We start from the raw sequence: 17811 nt of genomic DNA, 5'->3' as shown, positions 1-17811 counted from the left end.
ACCGAGTCTGGCAAATATTACAGCCATGTACGACGACGAGGAGCTCGCGGCGATCCGTCGAGAACGGAAGGAGTGGGAGTCGGAGACCCTCGAACCGGTTCTCGACCGGCACGGCGAGCGCAAGGATCGGTTCGCGACCATCTCGAACCTCGAGGTCGACCGCCTCTACACTCCCGAGGACGTGGCGGACCTCGACTACCTCGAGGACCTCGGCTTTCCGGGGGAGGAACCGTACACGCGGGGACCGTACCCCACGATGTACCGGGGCCGAACGTGGACGATGCGCCAGTTCGCGGGCTTCGGGACCGCCGAGGAGACCAACGAGCGGTTCCACTACCTGATCGACCAGGGCCAGACGGGGCTCTCGGTGGCCTTCGACATGCCGTCGCTGATGGGACTCGACTCGGACGATCCGATGAGCGTTGGTGAAGTCGGCAAAGAGGGCGTCGCGGTCGACACCCTCCGCGACATGGAGGTGCTGTTCGACGGCATCGACCTGGCCGAGATCTCGACGAGTTTCACGATCAACCCCTCGGCGCCGGTCATCTACGCGATGTACGTCGCGCTCGCCGACCAGCAGGGCGTTCCGCGCGACGAGGTCAGGGGCACCCTCCAGAACGACATGTTCAAGGAGTTCATCGCCCAGAAGGAGTGGGTGATCCCGCCGGAACCGTCGCTCGACCTCGTCACCGACGTCGTCGAGTTCAGCACGGAGGAGACGCCGAAATTCCACCCGATCTCCATCTCGGGATACCACATCCGCGAAGCCGGGTCGACGGCCGTCCAGGAACTCGCGTTCACGCTCGCCGACGGCTTCGGCTACGTCGAGGACGCGATAAATCGCGGGCTCGACGTTGACGAGTTCGCCCCGCGCCTCTCGTTTTTCTTCAACTGCCACAACTCCTTCTTCGAGGAGGTCGCGAAGTTCCGGGCAGCGCGGCGGATCTACGCGCGCGTGATGGACGAGTGGTACGACGCGGAGCGGGCGGAGTCGAAGCGGCTGAAGTTCCACACGCAGACGGCGGGCCAGTCGCTCACGGCCCAGCAGCCGTTGAACAACGTCGCGCGGGTGACGATCCAGGCGCTGGCCGGCGTCCTCGGGGGCACCCAGTCGCTGCACACCAACAGCTTCGACGAGGCCCTCGCCCTCCCCGGCGAGAAGGCCGTCCGGGTCGCCCTCCGGACCCAGCAGATCATCGCCGAGGAGTCGGGCGTCGCGGACATCGTCGACCCCCTCGGCGGGAGCTTCGCCGTCGAGGCGCTGACGAACGAGACCGAAGAGCGGGCCATACGCTACATCGAGGAGATCCGGGAGATGGGCGACGGCTCCGTCCGCGACGGCATCCTCGAGGGGATCGACGAGGGCTACTTCCTCCGGGAGATCCAGCAGGCCTCCTACGAGTACCAGGAGCGCGTCGAGTCGGGCGAAGAGGTCGTCGTCGGCGTCAACCAGTACACCATCGAGGAGGACACGAGCCCCGAGATCCTCCACATCGACGAGACCACTCGCGAGCGCCAGCTCGCCCGCCTCGAGTCCGTCAAGGACGAGCGCGACGACGCGGCCGTCGAGGAGGCGCTCGCGGACCTCGAGGACGCGATCGAGGCGGGCGAGAATACGATGCCCGCTATCGTCGACGCCGTGAAGGCGTACGCGACGATGGGCGAGATCATGGGCGTCTTCGAGTCCCACTACGGGGCCTACAGCGAGCAGATCGGACTCGCCTGAGGGCCGCGGACGGGGGGTCGACGGCCGTGTCCACCCCGTCCCGCCTCAGATGACGTCGTCCGGGTCGTGCGTCTCGGCCATCCGGCTCGCCTCGGCGGCGTAGGCCTCCCGCTCGTCCGGATCGTCGACGGTCCCCAGGTTGTCCGGGTCGACGTCGACCGCGGCGGTCGTGTCGCGCACGTCCGTGAACGAGGTCAGCGCCCGCTCCTTCCGGAAGTACCGCTCGCCGTCGGTCGTCGCGTAGGTGAGGATGATCATGTTCTGTTCGTCGTCGGAGTACGTCCGCTCCACGAGCCAGACACGAACCGCGTCGTCGGCGTCGCTCATACGCGTTCCGTCGGCGTCGACGCGTAAGTGCGTAGTGCCACGGCGAGAGCGAGTCGACCGGTCACGGTACCCTCGAGGAGCCGGATCGGGAACCGGAGAGACGAAAGGGCCTTAAGCCCGAGTGAACTACGATGAAGTGGACTAGGTCGGGCAGTTAGGCCCTGCTCGAAACCCGCACTATGGCCTTTAGCGGGGACCGAAACCCGCAGGCGTCCGGTCAGACCGACCGGGGCCTCGGAAGCCGACAGAGAAGCCTCGTCCGTCGGGGACAGCGGGCCGCGGTGGCCGTCCGCAGGGACGCCCCATCGCGGCTAATCGGCGACAGCCCGTCAGGCGCGGAAGCGAGCAGCGGACCGCCGGACACCTGTCGCTCGACGGGTCGCGGGGTGGAGGACGCGACCGAGATTCCCCCGGTCGGAACGCCGGGCAACCGCGGGCGTCCACACTCATACCTCATTTCGATTCCGAACCCAGTAGCGCCCGCTCCGTACCGAATTTCGGTTTCGAACCGTACTCGTTCGGCTCGGATTCGCGCCGGCCGCCGGGACTCGAGGGGCGGTACGACGCCGAAAGTGACGGCGGCCGCGACGGTCTTCCGATCACGAACGTTATATAGGACGCGTGGGTAGTCGTCTCCGAACATGGACCTCACGCAGATCGGACTCGGGGCGACGCTCCTCGCGTTCAGCGGGGTGACCCTGCTGGGGCCGTCGGTCGTCGGGTCCCACGCCCTCGTCTACCCGGCGGCGGCGCTGATCGTCGGGATGAGCGCGCTGTTGGTCGGCCTGGCGACCGACGTGCGCTCGTGACGGTGCGGGCCCGATCGCCGAACGCGATCGCCCACCGTTCGCTCGCTGTTCTCCGGTGACTGCTCGCCGCTCGAGAGCCGACGCCGACGCGATCGCCGTCGGTCGCGTAGACGAAACGAGAGGCGGACGCTGGCGGAGGGGCGGCATCGGCGGCCCCTTGCGACCGACTCAGAGGAGGAAGGTCTCGGATTGCTCGCCGAGGTCGAGGAACGAGTCCGCCGCCTCGACGAGTTCCTCGGCCGTCGAGGACTGGAAGCCCATCACTTCGGCGCGGACGCCCTCGTGGCGGAGGTGGGAACACAGCCGGGAAAAGTCGCCGTCGCCCGTACAGAGGACGATCGTGTCGACGTGGTTGGCGAGCGTGACCGCGTCGAGGCTCATCCCCACGTCCCAGTCGGCCTTCTTGGATCCGTCCGAGAAGCGCTTGATGTCCTTGATCTTCGTCTCGAAGCCGATGTCGATCAGCGCCTCGAAGAAGCTCTCCTCGTCCTCCGCCTCCGCGCGGATCACGTAGGCGATCGCCCGCGTGAGCTGTCGGCCCTGCACCGCCTCTTCGAGGAGCGCGGAGTAGTCGATGTTTCGGCTGTAGACGCTCTGAGCCGTGTGATAGAGGTTCTGTGAGTCGACGAGGACGGCAACGCGCTGGCCCGGGTGTATATCAGTCATACCGTCCATTGGGCCGGCAACGGTTAAAAAGGCGCGTCGTTCGGGTGTCCCGGGACGGCGGGTGACAGAGAACCGGACGCTCGAGCGTGTCGTCGGATCGCGAGTCCGCCGTCAGCCGCGGAGCTTCTCGATCCGCTTTTCCGTCGGCGGGTGGGTCGCGAAGAGCGTGGCCAGGAGGCCTCGGTCGGCGTTGAGGATACACAGCGCGTTCACGCTGTCGTCGACCGCCGACTCTCGACCCTGGGCGCCTCGAGAGATCTTCTCGAGGGCGCGGGCGAGCGGTTCGCCGCTACCGATCGCCTGCCGAGCGTCGTCGTCGGCGACGTACTCGCGGTACCGGGAGATGGCGAGGACGAACACCGTCACGAGCAGCTGGGCGAGGCTCGAGACGAACATGCCGACGAAGATGCTCCCCGGATTGCGCTCGTCGGCGAACATGTAGACCATGTAGGCGACCATCCCGACGATGGAACCGATCGACTGGCCGATCACCATCGTGATCACGTCCCGGTTTTTGATGTGGGCGATCTCGTGGGCGATGACGCCCTCGAGTTCGTCGCGCTCGAGCATCGCCATCAGCTCCGTCGAGACGCAGACGACGCCGGCGCCCTTTCGGCCGACCGCGAAGGCGTTGGGAACGCCCATCTGCATCACCATCAAACGCGGCTTCGTCACGCCCATGTCGCGGGCCAGCGACTCCGTCATTCGGTGGATCTCCCGGTACTGGCCCTCCTCGGGCATGTCCTGGGCGCCCCTGAGGGCGCTCCACTTGCCGATCTTGTACTGGATCGGCGGGAGGACGAGCATCCCGCCGACCAGCACCGGGATCAGCGAAACGCCCCACATCGCGGAGATGACCGTCGCCGCGACGAGGTAGAATCCGAACAGGATGCTCCCGACGACCGCCATGCGGAGTTTCAATCCGAAGTCCGTCATGGTCGTCGAGAAGTACGGGGAGACTATAAATCACGCGAACGCGTGTGTTAAAAATTCGCACGAGTTGGCGACGATGGTGACCACGGCGATGGGAGTCATAACTACTAAGGTGGGTCGGAACGGCCATACGCGTATGCGTCGAATCGCTCACGCCACCGGGCAGTCGGTCGTGAGCGGTGCGACCCTTCATCCTCGTTTTCTCAAAAAACGCCCGTGAGAGCGCTCGAGGCGGGAGTGGCGACCCCGTCTCGGGTGCGACCCGGGCCCGATTTCGACCCGTTCGAACCGCACACCGGCGCGGTTCGCGCGCGAATCACCACACCCAAGTGACCGACGACCCACGAACACAGCAATAGATCATCCATGACAGACGACATCGACCTCTCAGGCGTCTTCCCGGCGATGTGCACGCCGTTCGACGAAGACGAACGCATCGACTTCGAAACGCTCCGGACCGACGCGCAACGACTCGAGGCCGCGGGCGTCGACGGCCTCGTCCCCGTCGGCTCCACGGGCGAGTCGGCGACGCTCACCCACGACGAACACGTACAGGTCGTCGAGGCGGTCATCGACGCCGTCGACGACGTGCCCGTCATCGCGGGCACCGGCTCGAACAACACCCGCGAGGCGCTCGAACTCTCAGAACGCGCCGCCGACGTCGGCGCCGACGGCCTGCTGCTCATCTCGCCGTATTACAACAAGCCCGAGCAGCGCGGCCTGATCGACCACTTCGAGACCGTCGCGGACGCGGTGGACGTACCCCAGATCGTCTACAACGTCCCCTCCCGGACGGGCCGGACGATCGAACCCGACACCGTCGTCGAACTCGCCGATCACGAGAACGTCGCGGGCTACAAGGCCGCCGAGGGCGACCTCGGCGCGATCGGCGAGATCGCGGAGCGGACGGCCGAGAAGGACTTCTCCGTCCTCTCGGGCGACGACGCGCTCACTCTGCCCGTCATCTCCGTCGGCGGGACGGGGACGATCAGCGTCGCCGCCAATATCGAACCCGAACGGACCTGCGCGATGGTCGGGGCCGCGCTCGACGGCGACTACGACCGCGCGCGAGCGCTCCACCACGAACTCGGCCCGCTCTTCCGCGAACTGTTCGTCGAGACCAACCCCATCCCGGTGAAGGAAGCCATGGAGATCCGCGGCTACGGCCCGGCCCGACTGCGCCTGCCTCTGACCCGACTCGCCGACGAGTACCGCGAGAACCTCGAGGCCGTCCTCGCCGAGCTCGAGGAGTCCTCCCCGGCGGACGCGGAACCGGACGCGGACGTGCGAGCGGACGGGGCCGGACGCGAAGCGGGTGACCGGTGAGATGACGGTCAGCGTCGGAATCACCGGCGCCACCGGCCGAATGGGCCGGGAAGTGATCGCCGCCGCGACGGGTGACGACGACTGTCGGGTGGCGTTCGCGGTCAACCGCGACCCCGAGGATGAGACCGTCGACGGCGTCGAAATCGAGTCCGCGAGCGAGTTCGACGCGCTCCTCGCCGACCGCACGCCCGACGTCGTGATCGACTTCACGGGACCGGAGTCGGCGCTCGAGTACGCCTCCTCGTGCGCCGAGGCTGGCGTCGCCTTCGTCACCGGCACGACAAGCATCGACGACGAGGGCTTCGACCGCCTGCGGGCGGCGAGCGAGGAGGTACCCGTCCTCTTCGCGCCGAACTTCGCCCGCGGCGTCCAGGCGCTCGTGAACGTCGTCGGCGAGGCGGTTTCGAGCCTGCCCGGCTACGACGTCGAACTGGTCGAGACCCACCACAACGGGAAGCGAGACGCCCCCAGCGGGACGGCCAAGCGCCTGCTCGCAGAGATCGAAGCGAACGGCGAGTTCACCGGGCGCACGCACGGGCGTGAGGGCGAGGCGCCCCGCGAGGCGGGCGAGATCGGCGTTCACGCGCTGCGGGCGGGCGACATCACCGGCGAGCACGAGATCGTCATCGCCGGCAACCACGAGGAGGTGCGGCTGACCCACCGCGCGGAAGACCGCGGGGTCTTCGCCGCCGGGGCGGTCGACGCCGCGGTCTGGATCGCAGGACGGAAGGCGGGGTGGTACGACTTTGCCGACGTGATAGCATGAGCACGCTCGAGACCGAGATTTCGGAGCTGTGGGAGCGATACCAGACCGACGACGTGGACGCCGGGAGCGCCGGCGAGGACGAGTTCGCGACGCTCGAGGCGTTCCTCGAGGCGCTCGAGGCGGGCGAGGTGCGCGCCGCGGAGAAGCGCGGCGACTCCTGGGGGGCCAACGAGTGGGTCAAGCGGGGCATCCTGCTCAACTTCGGCCTGCGCGAGACGGAGCCGCGGGAGTACGGCGGCGTCACGTACAACGACGTGCTGCCGCTGGCCGACACGAGCGAGTACGGCGTGCGCGGGAGCCGAAACACGCCGGACGGCACGGTCGTCCGCAAGGGCGCCCGCGTCGGCTCGGATTGTATCATCATGAGCCCCGCGTTCGTCAACATCGGCGCCTACGTCGGCGATGGAACGCTCGTCGACTCCTGCGACACCGTGGGCTCGTGCGCCCAGATCGGCGAGAACGTCAAGCTCGGTGCGAACACGCTCATCGGCGGCGTCCTCGAGCCGGTCGAGAACGCGCCCGTCGTGATCGAGGACGACGTCTCCCTCGGCGCGGGCTGCCGGGTCACCTCCGGCTTCGTCGTCGGGGAGAGCTCCGTCGTGGGCGAGAACACCCTGCTCACCCCACGGATCCCCGTCTACGACCTCGTCGAGGGGGAGGTGCTGTACGGCGAACTGCCCGCCGAGCGACGGGCGTTCACCCGCTTCGTCGAGTCCTCGATCGGCGACCACGACCTGTTCGACGGCGGCGCGTACAAGCCGGCCGTCGTCGCAACGGACCTCGAGGCCAAGACCCTCGAAGCGACCGAGCGCGAGGAGGTGCTGCGGAGTTGAGCGACCCGGTGGGCGGCGACGCACCGTCGGCAACCGACCCCGAGAATCCGCCGATTCGGCGGCTGGACGAGTGGGACGGCGCCGAACTCCGGGCCCTCGTCGAGGCGTACGGCTCGCCGCTGTACGTCCTCGACCTCGACCGCGTCCGGGAGAACTACCGGCGCCTCGGGTCGGCGTTCCCAGACGCCGAGGTCCTCTACGCCGTGAAAGCCAACGCGCTGGGGAACGTCCTCTCCGCGCTCCTCGAGGAGGGCGCGGGACTCGAGTGCGCCTCGGCCGGCGAGGTCCAGCGGGCGCTCGCGGCCGGCGCTTCGGGCGACCGGATCCACTACACGGCGGTCAATCCGCCCGCGCGAGACCTCGACTGGATCGTCGACGTCTGGCGCGACGAACCCGACCTCACCGTCACCGTCGGGGCCGAGGATACGATCGATCGCCTCGAGGAGCGCGGCTACGACGGCCGGCTCTGTCTGCGCGTTAACCCCGGTATCGCCGCGGGCCACCACGAGAAGGTCCGCGTCGGGACGGACGCGAAGTTCGGCGTTCCCGCTGGCCGCGCGGTCGACGTGCTGATCGACGCCGCCGAACGCGGCTTCGACGTCGTCGGCGTCCACGCCCACGTGGGTTCGGGCGTCTCCGCCGACCAGCTCGACGCCCACCGGGAGTTCGTCTCGCTGATGGGCGACCTGGCTCGAGAGGTGAGCGAGGCGGTCGGCGGCCTCGAGTTCCTCGACGTCGGCGGCGGCTTCGGCGTTCCCTACCGCGAGGACGAGGAGCCCCTCGACCTCGAGGCGGTGGCCGAGGCGACCCGCGAGGCCGTCGGCGACCTCGACGCCCGGCTGACGATCGAACCTGGTCGGTACGTCGTCGCCGACGCGGGCGTCCTCCTCGCGGCGGTGAACACCGTCAAGGACGCCCCCGAGACGACCGTCGTCGGGATCGACGCCGGGATGACGACCCTGCTCCGGCCGGCGATGTACGACGCGTACCACCCGATCCGAAACGTCTCGCTCGAGGCGAACGAACGCGAGACCGTCCCACAGTCGGTCACGGGACCGATCTGCGAGAGTTCGGACGTCTTCTGCACCGACCGGCCGCTCCCGCGCAGCGAGCGCGGCGACGTGGTGGCGATCGGAAACGCCGGCGCCTACGGTTACGAGATGGCGAACCAGTACAACAGCCGCCCCCGGCCCGCGTCGGTCGTCCTCGAGGGCGGCGACGCTCGCCCCTCCCGGCGACGGGAGACGGTTCGGGACGTCATGCAACTCGAGCGGGAAGCCGAGACAGATTTCGCGGGATCGAGCAGCAACGTATACGTGGACCCCGTCCCTAGGGACGGAAACGACCGGAATCGCCGGGGCGAATCGGCGCCCTCGAGCGAGCGCGGAACCGACGGCGTATCCGACCGTCGGGCCGGCGCGGACGACGCGAACTCGAACGATGCGGGCGACGCGAGCGACACGAACGAGGAAGAACGATAAATGACCGTTCCGTTTCAGAAGTACCACGGCACCGGCAACGACTTTTTGATCATCGACGCTGACGAGTACGTCCCCGATCGGGGGGCGCTCGCCGAACGCGAGTGCGACAGAGAGACCGGCGTCGGTGCCGACGGCGTCCTCTTCCTGGCGCTCGAGGAGGGGTTCAACCCGCCCCGGGTCGTCATGACCCTGGTCCAGCCCGACGGGTCGACCGCGCCCATGTGCGGCAACGGCGCCCGCTGCGCCGCCGAGTGGGCGATGGACCGGACGGGGAGTGACAGCGTCATGATCGACACCCAGGCGGGCACGCTCCGCGCCGACCGGACCGACGACGGCGCCATCACCGTCGAGATGTCGACGCCGGTCTTCGACCCCGAGAAGGTACCCGTCGATGCCGACGAACCGGTGTTCGGGGAGGAGATCGAAGGGCTCGAGGTGACGGTCGTCAACACGGGCGTCCCCCACGCCGTGGCGTTCGTCGACGACGTGGACGAGGTCGACCTCGAGGCGGTCGCGCCGCCGGTGCGCCACGCCGACGTCTTCCCGCGCGGGACGAACGTGACGGTAGCCAGCCCGGACGGCGACGGCGCCTTCCGTCAGCGCACCTTCGAGCGCGGCGTCGAGGGCGAGACCGATTCCTGCGGCACCGGCGCGGTGGCAATCGCCGTCATCGCCCGGCGCCTGGGGCTCACCGACGCCGATCCCGTGGTCGTCCGCCCGCCGGGCGGCGAACTCCGCGTGAGCTTCAACGAGCGGGGGTTCTCGACGCTCACGGGCCCCGTCGAGTTCGAGTTCGACGGCGAAGTGGCGATCGAGAGCCCGGTCGAACCGTGACGTCCGAAGGCGACTCCGGCGCCGAACCGGCCCGGACGACCCCCGAGACGGGTACGGTCGCCGGCTTCGACGCGATCGTGTTCCTCGAGGAGGCCGTCGGGCGCGCCTCCCACGAGGACGTCGGGCCGATGCGCGAGTTGCTCGTCGAGACGCTCGAGGCCAACGGCGTCTCCGCCCGCGTCGACGACGCCGGTAACGTGCTCGCGGTCCGCGGCGCGGCCGCGGAAGACGCCGAATCGCACGTCCTCCTCAACACGCACATCGACACCGTCTCGCCGCACGTCCCCCTCGAGCGGGACGACGACGAGGGAGTGATCCGCGGACGGGGTTCCTGCGACGCGAAGGGACCGCTCACGGCGCTGCTGTCGGCCTTCTTCGCGGTCGATCCCGTCGAGTTCGGCGGCCGCGTGACGCTCGCGGTCACGCCCGACGAGGAACTCCTCTCGACGGGCGCCCACGCCCTCGTCTCCGGCGGCGACTCGCCGACGCGGACCGCCGACGCGGTGATCGTCGGCGAACCGACCGACCTCGACGTCTGCACGGCCGCGAAGGGGCGCTTCCAGGGAACGATAACGCTCTCGGGGGCGAACGCCCACGCCGCCGAACCGCAATCCGGCGTCAACGCCGTCGCGGCCCTCGAACCGGTTCTCGAGGCGATTCGGACGTTCGACGGGCGCGACGACGCGCCGCCGACCCACCCTCAACTCGGATCGGCGACGCTCACCCCGACCGTCGTCGAGGGCGGCGAGGCGACGAACCAGGTCCCGGACGAGTGTCGGCTCACGGTCGACCGGCGGAGCGTCCCGCCGGAGACCGCCGAGGGCTTCTACGAGACGTTCGTCGAGCACCTCGAGCGGGCCGTCCCGGGCGACGTCGGCGTCGACTTCTCCTTCACCGATCGACCGACGCCGTTCCTCGAGGCGTGGGAGACCGACCCCGACGCGCCGGTCGTCGAGCCGCTCTCGGACGCGTCGGGCGGCGAGGTCCGTCCGTTCACCGCCGCGACCGAAGCGTCCTACTTCGCGGCGGACGCGCCGACGGTCGTCTTCGGCCCCGGCGTCCTCGCCGACGACGAGGGGGCCGTCGCGCACGCCCCCGGGGAGTACGTGCTGATCGAGGACGTGTTCGCGGCGGCCGAGGCGCTCGAGACGGCGCTACGGGCGTTGCTCGAGTGAACTCCCCGCTGCGCGTCAGTCGGGGAGCGACCGTCTGCGGGCGTTTTCGTGGCAAATTTTGCAATTTTCATCCAACGGAAGCGATATCTAAAGGATGGAACTTGTTCACCGCGACGAATACATAGACTATTTATCCCTCAGGTTCCTGGGAAACTCTGTGAAATACACAACCAATCGACGGAAATTCTTGACCGCATCGGGATTGACCGGCGTCGCGGCGCTCGCCGGTTGCGTCCAGAGCCAGGACAGCGGCAACGGGGGCAACAGCGGAGAGACGCTCTCGTGGCACGCGGGCGGCGAGGACGGAACGTACTATCCGCTCTCGAACGAATTCAAGACGATCATCGAGGACAACACGGACCACAGCGTCGACGTTCAGACGACCGGTGCGAGCGTCGAGAACGTCGGGAGTCTCGCGAACGGCGACGCCGACTTCGCGCTGATCCAGAACGACATCGCGACCTTCGCAGTCAACGGCGAAGGGCTCGAGGACTTCGAGGGCGAACCGATCGAGAGCCTTCGCGGCGTCGCGACGCTCTACCCCGAGACGATCCACATCGTCACGCAGGACGACAGCGGGATCGAGACCCTGGAGGATCTCGAAGGAAAGCGCATCAACACCGGCGACATCGGCAGCGGCACCCAGGTCGACGCCCTGCAGATCCTCGAGGCCGTCGGCCTCGAAGACGGCGATTTTACCGAGGAGAACAGCGGGTTCGGCGACGCGGCCGATCAGATCCAGAACGGCGACGTCGACGCGGCGTTCCAGGTCGGCGGCTGGCCGCTGGGCGCGATCGAGGACCTCGCCCAATCGTCCGGGATCAACCTGATCGAGGTGAGCGGCGACGTGCGCGAGTCCGTCAAATCCGAAGCCGAGTTCTTCGCCGACGACGCCGTCCCGGGAGGGACGTACGAGGGAATCGACGACGACGTGGAGACCATCGCCGTCCAGGCCATGGTCGCGACGAGCGAGGAGATCGATTCCGGCGTCGTCGAGGACGTCACGACCGCCATCTTCGACAACGTCGACGATATCGAAACGAAATCCGACTTCATCGACACCGATTCGGCCCAGGACGGGATGTCGATCGACCTCCACGAGGGCGCGCGGGCGTACTTCGACGAGTAACTCGACGACCACGACTGTCCGCTCCCCGTTCGTTCTCCGAACGGACCTGCTTCGACAGGCACACAGTGATCCGAACGAACCCACCGACGCGCAGATAGCATGGACGTTCCACATCCGACCCGACGGGCAACGATCGTCGCCCTACTCCTAGCGTCTCTGGTGTTCGTAGGCGGCTGTGTCGCGGTCGCGGTCGCGATCGATCCGGATCCCTCCTCGGCTGGCGGGGAACACCGGATCGTCGTCGAGGACGCCGACTCCGGCGAAACCGTCTGGTCGAGCCCGGTCGACGATGGCGATCCCGTCGCCGTCGAGTACACGCACAGTGTCCACAAGAGCGAGGTGATCGAGCGGTACGAAGTTGACGCCGACGACGACGTCTTCCGCTCCGATCGGATGATCTTCTCGACGTACGGAGCGGGGATGCCCTCCCAGGCGGACGTCGAACGGACCGACGACGGGCGGTTCGTCTACCGAACGGACGGATCGAAGGAGGACCTCCGAATCAAACCGGGCTCGGTAGCCGGTCACGAACTCGTCGTCGACGGAGAGCGACACGACCTCGTCGAAATTTCGAATGAAAAGGCTGTTATTATTCGAACCGAAGACCGTTCACTTACGGCAGTATTTACGGACCGTGTTCGACAGGCGGTCCCGTTGTACACATGACAAACGACTCTCTCCCTGACGACGTAGGCGCAGCAGACGAATCGATCTCACAGCAAGAACGAGACGAACTGGTCGAGGAACTCGAGCAAAAGCGCTCGCTGCGAGGAATCTCGGCCGTCGCCATCTCGGTCATCGGCATCTGCTTCTCGCTGTTCCAGCTCTACATCGCCGCTCGTGGCCCGCGGTTCGTGTTCCCGAATCCGCTCACGCTCGAGTGGCTGACGGTTCCCCTTCAGTCGCTCCAGTACAACGCGATCCACGTGTCGTTCGGGCTCGTCATCGCGTTCCTGCTCTTCCCGCCGAGCACCGGTGACGGGGCGATCGCGCGTCGCCTCGGGTGCGTCGTCCCAACCCTCGAGCGCCGATTCGGGCCGGAGAGCCCGCTCGTGACTGTCGCGACCCACGCTCGCGGTGTGATCCGGTGGAGCGCGATCGATCCAGACAGGGAGCGGGTGACGCCGGTCGACGTCGCGCTGATCGCCACCACCGTGACCATCACGGCGTACATGCTGGGAAACTTCGACGAGATCCAGAGCATGCGGACCGTGGGACTGTCCAGCGGACGGCCGATTCACGAAATCTACACGTTCCTCGAACCGATCGTCGCGATTCTCTCGGCCGTCGGTATCCCGCTCGGTGAGATCTCCGGTGCGTACCTACTCGGAATCCTCGGTGTTCTGCTGGTTCTCGAGGCGACCCGTCGAGCCCTCGGCATCTACCTGATGGCCCTCGTCAGCCTCTTCATCGTATACGCCAGGTTCGGGAGCCTGATCCCCCGAGACGGCGCATTCTCCCTCGCCGTCGACTTCGGGGTGTTCAGCGTCGATCTACCGACGATCGTTATTCCGCTCATCGACATCTTCGCCATCGGAGAATTCCGCTGGGACCAGATCGTGGAGATGCTCTGGTACACCGGTAACGGCATCTTCGGCGTCCCGGTGCGGGTGAGCGTGGAGTTCATCTACATCTTCATCCTCTTCGGGGCGTTCCTCGAGATGAGCGGGGCGGGGAAGTGGTTCATCGAGCTCGCGTACAGCCTGACGGCCGGACGGAAGGGCGGACCCGCCAAGGCGAGCATCGTCGCGAGCGGGTTCATGGGGATGATCAGCGGTTCCTCGATCGCCAACACGGTGACCACGGGCGCGTTCACGATTCCGTTGATGAAGCGAACGGGGTACGACTCCGAGTTCGCGGGCGGCGTCGAAGCTGCCGCGTCGTCCGGCGGGCAGATCCTCCCGCCGGTCATGGGTGCGGCGGCCTTCCTCATCGTCGAGTACACGGGGATTCCGTACCAGGACGTGATCGTGGCCGCGCTCGCCCCGGCGATCGTGTTCTTCTTCGGGGTCTGGGTGATGGTTCACCTGAAAGCGTCGAAAGAAGGGATCTCCGCGAGTCCCGACGAATCCGCGGTCGACGTCCGCCCCCACCTGAAACAAGGCTGGTTCTATCTCGCCCCGGTCATCGCGCTCCTGTACTACCTCCTGATCGCGAACGTGACGGAGCAGCGTGCGGCGTGGTACACGATCGTGGTGCTCGTGGGACTGGTCGCGCTCGTGACGGCGCTCGACGAGCGGAACCGCGTTCCGCTCCTCGGAACGATCGCCGGGCTGTTCGGCCTGACCGTCGCTTCGTTCGCGCTCGCCGGCTCGGGACTGATCGGCACGGTCGTCGCCGCCGCGACGGGCGCCCCCATCGAGGGAGTGCCGTTGGCGGAGGCGTTCGAAAGCGCGTTGAAACAACTCGGCTGGATCGCGCTGGCCGTCTGCGGGCCCGTCCTCCTCGCGCGCCCCTACCGCGAGTCTCCGCTGCTCGACCTGGATCCGTCCGTCGACGAGGGCGTCGAACGGGTCGCCGACGCGGTCGGTCTGTCACGGCTCGAGGACAACCGCGGATTTCGGTTTGCCGGGTTCACGGTGCGGTCGATGGACTCCGGCGCTCGCGTCGCGACGACGGTCGTCATCGCGGTTGCGGCCGCCGGGATCATCCCCGGCATCCTCGGACTCACCGGCCTCGGGCCGAACCTCACGAGCCTCATCCGGGAGGTCAGCGGCGGATCGCAGGTCTTACTTCTCACCATCACCGCTATCTCGTCGATCATCCTCGGAATGGGCATGCCGACGACGGTGACCTACATCATCCTCGTCTCGATGCTCGGACCGGCGATCGAAGGGACCGGGATCCCGCTCCTCGCGGCGCACCTGTTCATCCTCTACTTCGGTGTCATCGCGGACATCACGCCGCCGGTCGCGGTCGCGGCGTACGCCGCGGCGGGCGTCGCGAAGGCCGACCAGTTCGTAACGGGGATCAAGGCGTTCGTCCTCTCGCTCAACAAGGTGATCGTCCCGTTCGCGTTCGTGTTTGCGCCCGGCGTGTTACTGCTTCGCGACGGCAAGGTTATCGGATTCTCCGACGTGGCCGACCTCGGGTTCTTCCTCCCGGAGGTCGTCGTTCCGATCGTCGGATTGTTCCTGGGCGTCGTCGCGCTCGGGCCGACGATCGTCGGCTATTACTACGCGCGGGTGACCCACGCAGAGCGCGCCCTCTTCGCGATCTCCTCCGTGTTGCTCATGGCCCCTCTCATGGTCCACGACGTCTCCACGAGCCTCCTCGCCGCGGCAGGCGTCGAGTTCGCGCTCCCCGCGCTGGCGTTCGACCTCGCCTTGCGGGTGGTCGGACTATCGATGTTCGTGACGCTTACGCTGACCAACAAGGGTCGTCCGAGGGAACCGATCCGAGAACCGGATAACGAAGTCACGCAGGCGACCTGAGTCCGATTCTCGGTCGGTCGCGGTCCCTGGTTTTTGAGCGCGGAATTTACAGCCCGTACTGTTCCCTGACGAGGTGGGCGAGCCCGCGATCCTCGAGCAGGTCCATCGGCGCCAGCATGTCGAGTTGGACCACGCCCGGGAGCCGTCCGATCTGGACGCCGCCGGTGAACGTACACCGACTGCGCACCTCGCCCTCGCTCATCTCGAGCAGCGCGCCCGCGCGGTCGAATGCGTTCTGGGTCGCGTCGTTGATCGTCTCGCCGGTTCCGATCACCTGGATCGGACCCATGTCGGTCTCGAGGTCGACGCCGCGCTCGTCGGCGACTTCTCGTCCGGCCTCGAGTTCCTCGTCGGTGTAGGGCTCGCTGATGTGGGGGAGGTCCTCCTCGTTCGGCAGGAGGATCGGGCCGTCGATATCGAGCCCCTCGATGACCTCGACGTCCATCTCGACGGTCCCGCTCACGTCGGTCGTGTGGAGGGCGAGTTCGCCGTCGCCCTGGTTCGCGTGGAGGTCGCCGACGTAGACGCCGGCGCCGTCGACTTTGACCGGGCAGATCAGGGTCGCGCCCGGCCTGACCTCGGGGATGTCCATGTGGCCGTCGGTGCGCCCCTCGAGTTCCGCCTCGTCCTCGAGCCCCCAGTCGTGGTCGGCCCCGATCAGGAACTGGCCGAAGTCGCCCGCGTTGTGCGAGTCGGGCATCTCGATGGACGGGGTCGTCCCGACGTTCCCGATGAACGGCCGGAGGCGGCCGAGCGTGCCCGGCATCTCCGCGGGTTCGTAGAGGAGGATCGGATGCTGGCGTGAGTTCTCGGGGACGTCCATCGCCTCGTGGGCCTCGAGCGCGAGTTCGTGGGCCGCCTCCTCGTCCATCGTCACGCCGACGGTGCGGTCGTCGTCGAAGGCGACGGTGAAGCCGTAGTCGAACGAGAACGAGGAGGCGTTTGCGCCGCATTCCGCGCACTTGATGGCGTCCTCGCCCGTGCCCTCGACGACCGATTCGGGCCACTCGGTCCCGCACTCGGGACAGCGGTGGTCGACGAACGGATCCGAGCCGAAGGCCTCCTCGCGCTCGGCCATCGCCCCCGTGCTCGTCGCGACGCTCGTCACCTCGACGCTCCGGATCTTCAGCGCCACCGCGTCGCCGACCTCTGCGTTCTCGACGCGGATCGGTCGCGTCACCTCGTGCCCGCCGCGGAACTCGGGGGTGACCATCGGTCCCCAACAGCCCGGCGGCGTGTAGGTCTCGATCGTGCCGCCGTCGGCGACCGTTCCCGCCCACTCCTGGTCCGGACCGACGAGGCCGAGTGTGTACCGGTCGACGGACAGTCGCTCGCGCGCCTTTTGCTGTGACATACGGTATCATTGTACGTCGACGAGCGGCATAAACCGGACGCCGAACGGAAACCCGAATACGGGGCCGGGACCGGACGGCCGATCCTCGCCCCTCACTCCCGCTCGAGGACGATTACGCCGGCCAGGATCGACGCGCCGCCGACGAGGGTCGTCGCGGTGACCGGTTCGGCGAACAGCGCGGCCCCGAGGGCGACCGTGACGGTCGGTTCGGCGGTGCTGACGATGCTCGCCCGCCCGGCACCGACGTAGCGGAGGCCGGCGAAGAAGGTCACGACCGGCACCGCGGTCGCGAAGACGGCGATACACCCCAGGATCGTCCACGCCGTCGGCGCCGTCGGCACCTCGAGTTGCCCGGTGGCCGCCCCGATCAGGACGTACGAGACGCCGGCGGCGGGCAACACGTATGCGGTGAGCACCAGCGGGTCGACGACCTCGAGGACGGCTCGAGAGCCGGTGATGTAGCACGCGTACGCGACCGCGGCGCCGAGGACGATCAGGACGCCGACGGGGGAGGCGCCCGCCGGGTTCGCGCCGGTCACGAGGACGATACCGCCGAAGGAGAGACAGAGGGCGACGAGGACGGGTCGGGTGATCCGCTCGTCGATCGCGAGCGCCGCGAGGAGGACGACGAAGGCGGGATAGGTGTAGAGGACGATGGCGACCAGCCCGGCGGTCATGAACTCGAGGCCGAGGAAGTAGAGGCCGCTCTGGGCGGTGTAGCCGAACGCGCCGAGAGCGAGGGCGAACAGCAGCGGTTTCCCGCGGAGGATCGTCAGCCGGCCGCGCCACGCGAGGTATACCCAGACGAGCGTCCCCGCGAGGAAGAACCGAAAGACGAGCACCGTCGGAATCGGCAGGTTCGCCCGCTGGGCGTAGACGCCGAAGATGCCGAGCGTCCCGAACCCGACGGCCGAGACGAGTACCAGGGCGATGCCGACGTGGTCGGGTTCGAGCGTCCGACGGAATCGTTCGGAGAGCGCACCCATGGACCGTACCCTCGTCTTCGTCCGGGAGTACT

General features: G+C 67.7%; 16 protein-coding genes and 1 other RNA gene. 12 read left to right on the top strand and 5 right to left on the bottom strand.

What is annotated here, in order from left to right:
- Positions 1-25 precede the first annotated feature (25 nt).
- Positions 26-1726 carry an acyl-CoA mutase large subunit family protein gene (locus RJT68_RS05580; RefSeq protein WP_407039384.1) on the top strand — a complete coding sequence of 567 codons (1701 nt, stop codon included), beginning with the start codon at positions 26-28 and terminating at the stop codon, positions 1724-1726.
- 45 nt (positions 1727-1771) lie between these two features.
- Here RJT68_RS05580 and RJT68_RS05575 read toward each other — a convergent pair whose 3' ends face one another.
- Positions 1772-2053, bottom strand: a complete 282-nt coding sequence (locus RJT68_RS05575; RefSeq protein WP_407039383.1) for a hypothetical protein — start codon at positions 2051-2053, stop codon at positions 1772-1774.
- A gap of 134 nt (positions 2054-2187) precedes the next feature.
- Here RJT68_RS05575 and ffs point away from each other — a divergent pair.
- An RNA gene (ffs, locus tag RJT68_RS05570) (signal recognition particle sRNA) lies at positions 2188-2499 on the top strand.
- 195 nt (positions 2500-2694) lie between these two features.
- A complete protein-coding gene (locus RJT68_RS05565) occupies positions 2695-2862 on the top strand; it encodes a hypothetical protein (RefSeq protein ID WP_407039382.1) in 168 nt (55 codons plus the stop codon).
- 168 nt (positions 2863-3030) lie between these two features.
- Here RJT68_RS05565 and RJT68_RS05560 read toward each other — a convergent pair whose 3' ends face one another.
- Positions 3031-3528, bottom strand: coding sequence for a LabA-like NYN domain-containing protein (locus tag RJT68_RS05560; RefSeq protein ID WP_407039381.1), 498 nt, complete (start codon positions 3526-3528; stop codon positions 3031-3033).
- Between the two features lie 111 nt (positions 3529-3639).
- The gene (locus RJT68_RS05555; protein WP_407039380.1) at positions 3640-4464 is read right to left on the bottom strand and encodes a M48 family metallopeptidase; all 825 of its coding nucleotides are present in this window, start codon (positions 4462-4464) and stop codon (positions 3640-3642) included.
- A gap of 363 nt (positions 4465-4827) precedes the next feature.
- Here RJT68_RS05555 and dapA point away from each other — a divergent pair, with 363 nt between their 5' ends.
- The 9 genes from dapA to RJT68_RS05510 all read left to right on the top strand — a co-directional run bounded on the left by dapA (position 4828) and on the right by RJT68_RS05510 (position 15439).
- Positions 4828-5787 carry a 4-hydroxy-tetrahydrodipicolinate synthase gene (gene dapA, locus RJT68_RS05550; protein ID WP_407039379.1) on the top strand — a complete coding sequence of 320 codons (960 nt, stop codon included), beginning with the start codon at positions 4828-4830 and terminating at the stop codon, positions 5785-5787.
- A 1-nt stretch (position 5788) separates the two neighbouring features.
- Positions 5789-6553, top strand: a complete 765-nt coding sequence (gene dapB, locus RJT68_RS05545) for a 4-hydroxy-tetrahydrodipicolinate reductase (RefSeq protein WP_407039378.1) — start codon at positions 5789-5791, stop codon at positions 6551-6553.
- A complete protein-coding gene (locus tag RJT68_RS05540; protein WP_407039377.1) occupies positions 6550-7386 on the top strand; it encodes a 2,3,4,5-tetrahydropyridine-2,6-dicarboxylate N-succinyltransferase in 837 nt (278 codons plus the stop codon). The genes dapB and RJT68_RS05540 overlap by 4 nt, the downstream gene beginning before the upstream one ends.
- The gene (gene lysA / locus RJT68_RS05535) at positions 7383-8867 is read left to right on the top strand and encodes a diaminopimelate decarboxylase (RefSeq protein WP_407039376.1); all 1485 of its coding nucleotides are present in this window, start codon (positions 7383-7385) and stop codon (positions 8865-8867) included. The genes RJT68_RS05540 and lysA overlap by 4 nt, the downstream gene beginning before the upstream one ends.
- Entirely contained in the window at positions 8868-9701 is an 834-nt protein-coding gene (dapF, locus tag RJT68_RS05530; RefSeq protein WP_407039375.1) for a diaminopimelate epimerase, read from the top strand.
- Between the two features lie 74 nt (positions 9702-9775).
- Positions 9776-10876 carry a M20 family metallopeptidase gene (locus RJT68_RS05525; RefSeq protein WP_407040327.1) on the top strand — a complete coding sequence of 367 codons (1101 nt, stop codon included), beginning with the start codon at positions 9776-9778 and terminating at the stop codon, positions 10874-10876.
- 157 nt (positions 10877-11033) lie between these two features.
- Positions 11034-12005 carry a TAXI family TRAP transporter solute-binding subunit gene (locus RJT68_RS05520; protein ID WP_407039374.1) on the top strand — a complete coding sequence of 324 codons (972 nt, stop codon included), beginning with the start codon at positions 11034-11036 and terminating at the stop codon, positions 12003-12005.
- A 159-nt stretch (positions 12006-12164) separates the two neighbouring features.
- Positions 12165-12671: a DUF1850 domain-containing protein gene (locus tag RJT68_RS05515; protein WP_407039373.1), complete on the top strand. Its 507-nt coding sequence runs from the start codon at positions 12165-12167 to the stop codon at positions 12669-12671.
- Positions 12668-15439 carry a TRAP transporter permease gene (locus RJT68_RS05510; protein WP_407039372.1) on the top strand — a complete coding sequence of 924 codons (2772 nt, stop codon included), beginning with the start codon at positions 12668-12670 and terminating at the stop codon, positions 15437-15439. Before RJT68_RS05515 ends, RJT68_RS05510 begins: the two co-directional genes overlap by 4 nt.
- A gap of 46 nt (positions 15440-15485) precedes the next feature.
- Here RJT68_RS05510 and RJT68_RS05505 read toward each other — a convergent pair whose 3' ends face one another.
- Both RJT68_RS05505 and RJT68_RS05500 read right to left on the bottom strand, forming a co-directional pair.
- Complete coding sequence (locus RJT68_RS05505; RefSeq protein WP_407039371.1) at positions 15486-16793, bottom strand: acetamidase/formamidase family protein; 1308 nt, start codon at positions 16791-16793, stop codon at positions 15486-15488.
- Positions 16794-16885: 92 nt separating this feature from the next.
- Positions 16886-17779 (bottom strand): DMT family transporter, encoded by an 894-nt coding sequence (locus RJT68_RS05500; protein ID WP_407039370.1) that lies wholly within the window; start codon positions 17777-17779, stop codon positions 16886-16888.
- Positions 17780-17811: the final 32 nt, after the last annotated feature.

It is taken from the genome of Halovalidus salilacus, from assembly GCF_031852275.1.
GTDB lineage: Archaea > Halobacteriota > Halobacteria > Halobacteriales > Natrialbaceae > Halovalidus > Halovalidus salilacus.
This window is presented reverse-complemented; position numbering and strand designations above follow the sequence as displayed.

What these genes read in the sequence shown, in the direction of transcription:
- RJT68_RS05560 (WP_407039381.1), bottom strand. Translation starts at nt 3,528, where the DNA reads ATGACTGATATACACCCGGGCCAGCGCGTTGCCGTCCTCGTCGACTCA.
- dapA (WP_407039379.1), top strand. Translation starts at nt 4,828, where the DNA reads ATGACAGACGACATCGACCTCTCAGGCGTCTTCCCGGCGATGTGCACG.
- RJT68_RS05510 (WP_407039372.1), top strand. Translation starts at nt 12,668, where the DNA reads ATGACAAACGACTCTCTCCCTGACGACGTAGGCGCAGCAGACGAATCG.
- dapB (WP_407039378.1), top strand. Translation starts at nt 5,789, where the DNA reads ATGACGGTCAGCGTCGGAATCACCGGCGCCACCGGCCGAATGGGCCGG.
- RJT68_RS05575 (WP_407039383.1), bottom strand. Translation starts at nt 2,053, where the DNA reads ATGAGCGACGCCGACGACGCGGTTCGTGTCTGGCTCGTGGAGCGGACG.
- RJT68_RS05540 (WP_407039377.1), top strand. Translation starts at nt 6,550, where the DNA reads ATGAGCACGCTCGAGACCGAGATTTCGGAGCTGTGGGAGCGATACCAG.
- RJT68_RS05500 (WP_407039370.1), bottom strand. Translation starts at nt 17,779, where the DNA reads ATGGGTGCGCTCTCCGAACGATTCCGTCGGACGCTCGAACCCGACCAC.
- dapF (WP_407039375.1), top strand. Translation starts at nt 8,868, where the DNA reads ATGACCGTTCCGTTTCAGAAGTACCACGGCACCGGCAACGACTTTTTG.
- RJT68_RS05555 (WP_407039380.1), bottom strand. Translation starts at nt 4,464, where the DNA reads ATGACGGACTTCGGATTGAAACTCCGCATGGCGGTCGTCGGGAGCATC.
- RJT68_RS05580 (WP_407039384.1), top strand. Translation starts at nt 26, where the DNA reads ATGTACGACGACGAGGAGCTCGCGGCGATCCGTCGAGAACGGAAGGAG.
- RJT68_RS05565 (WP_407039382.1), top strand. Translation starts at nt 2,695, where the DNA reads ATGGACCTCACGCAGATCGGACTCGGGGCGACGCTCCTCGCGTTCAGC.
- RJT68_RS05505 (WP_407039371.1), bottom strand. Translation starts at nt 16,793, where the DNA reads ATGTCACAGCAAAAGGCGCGCGAGCGACTGTCCGTCGACCGGTACACA.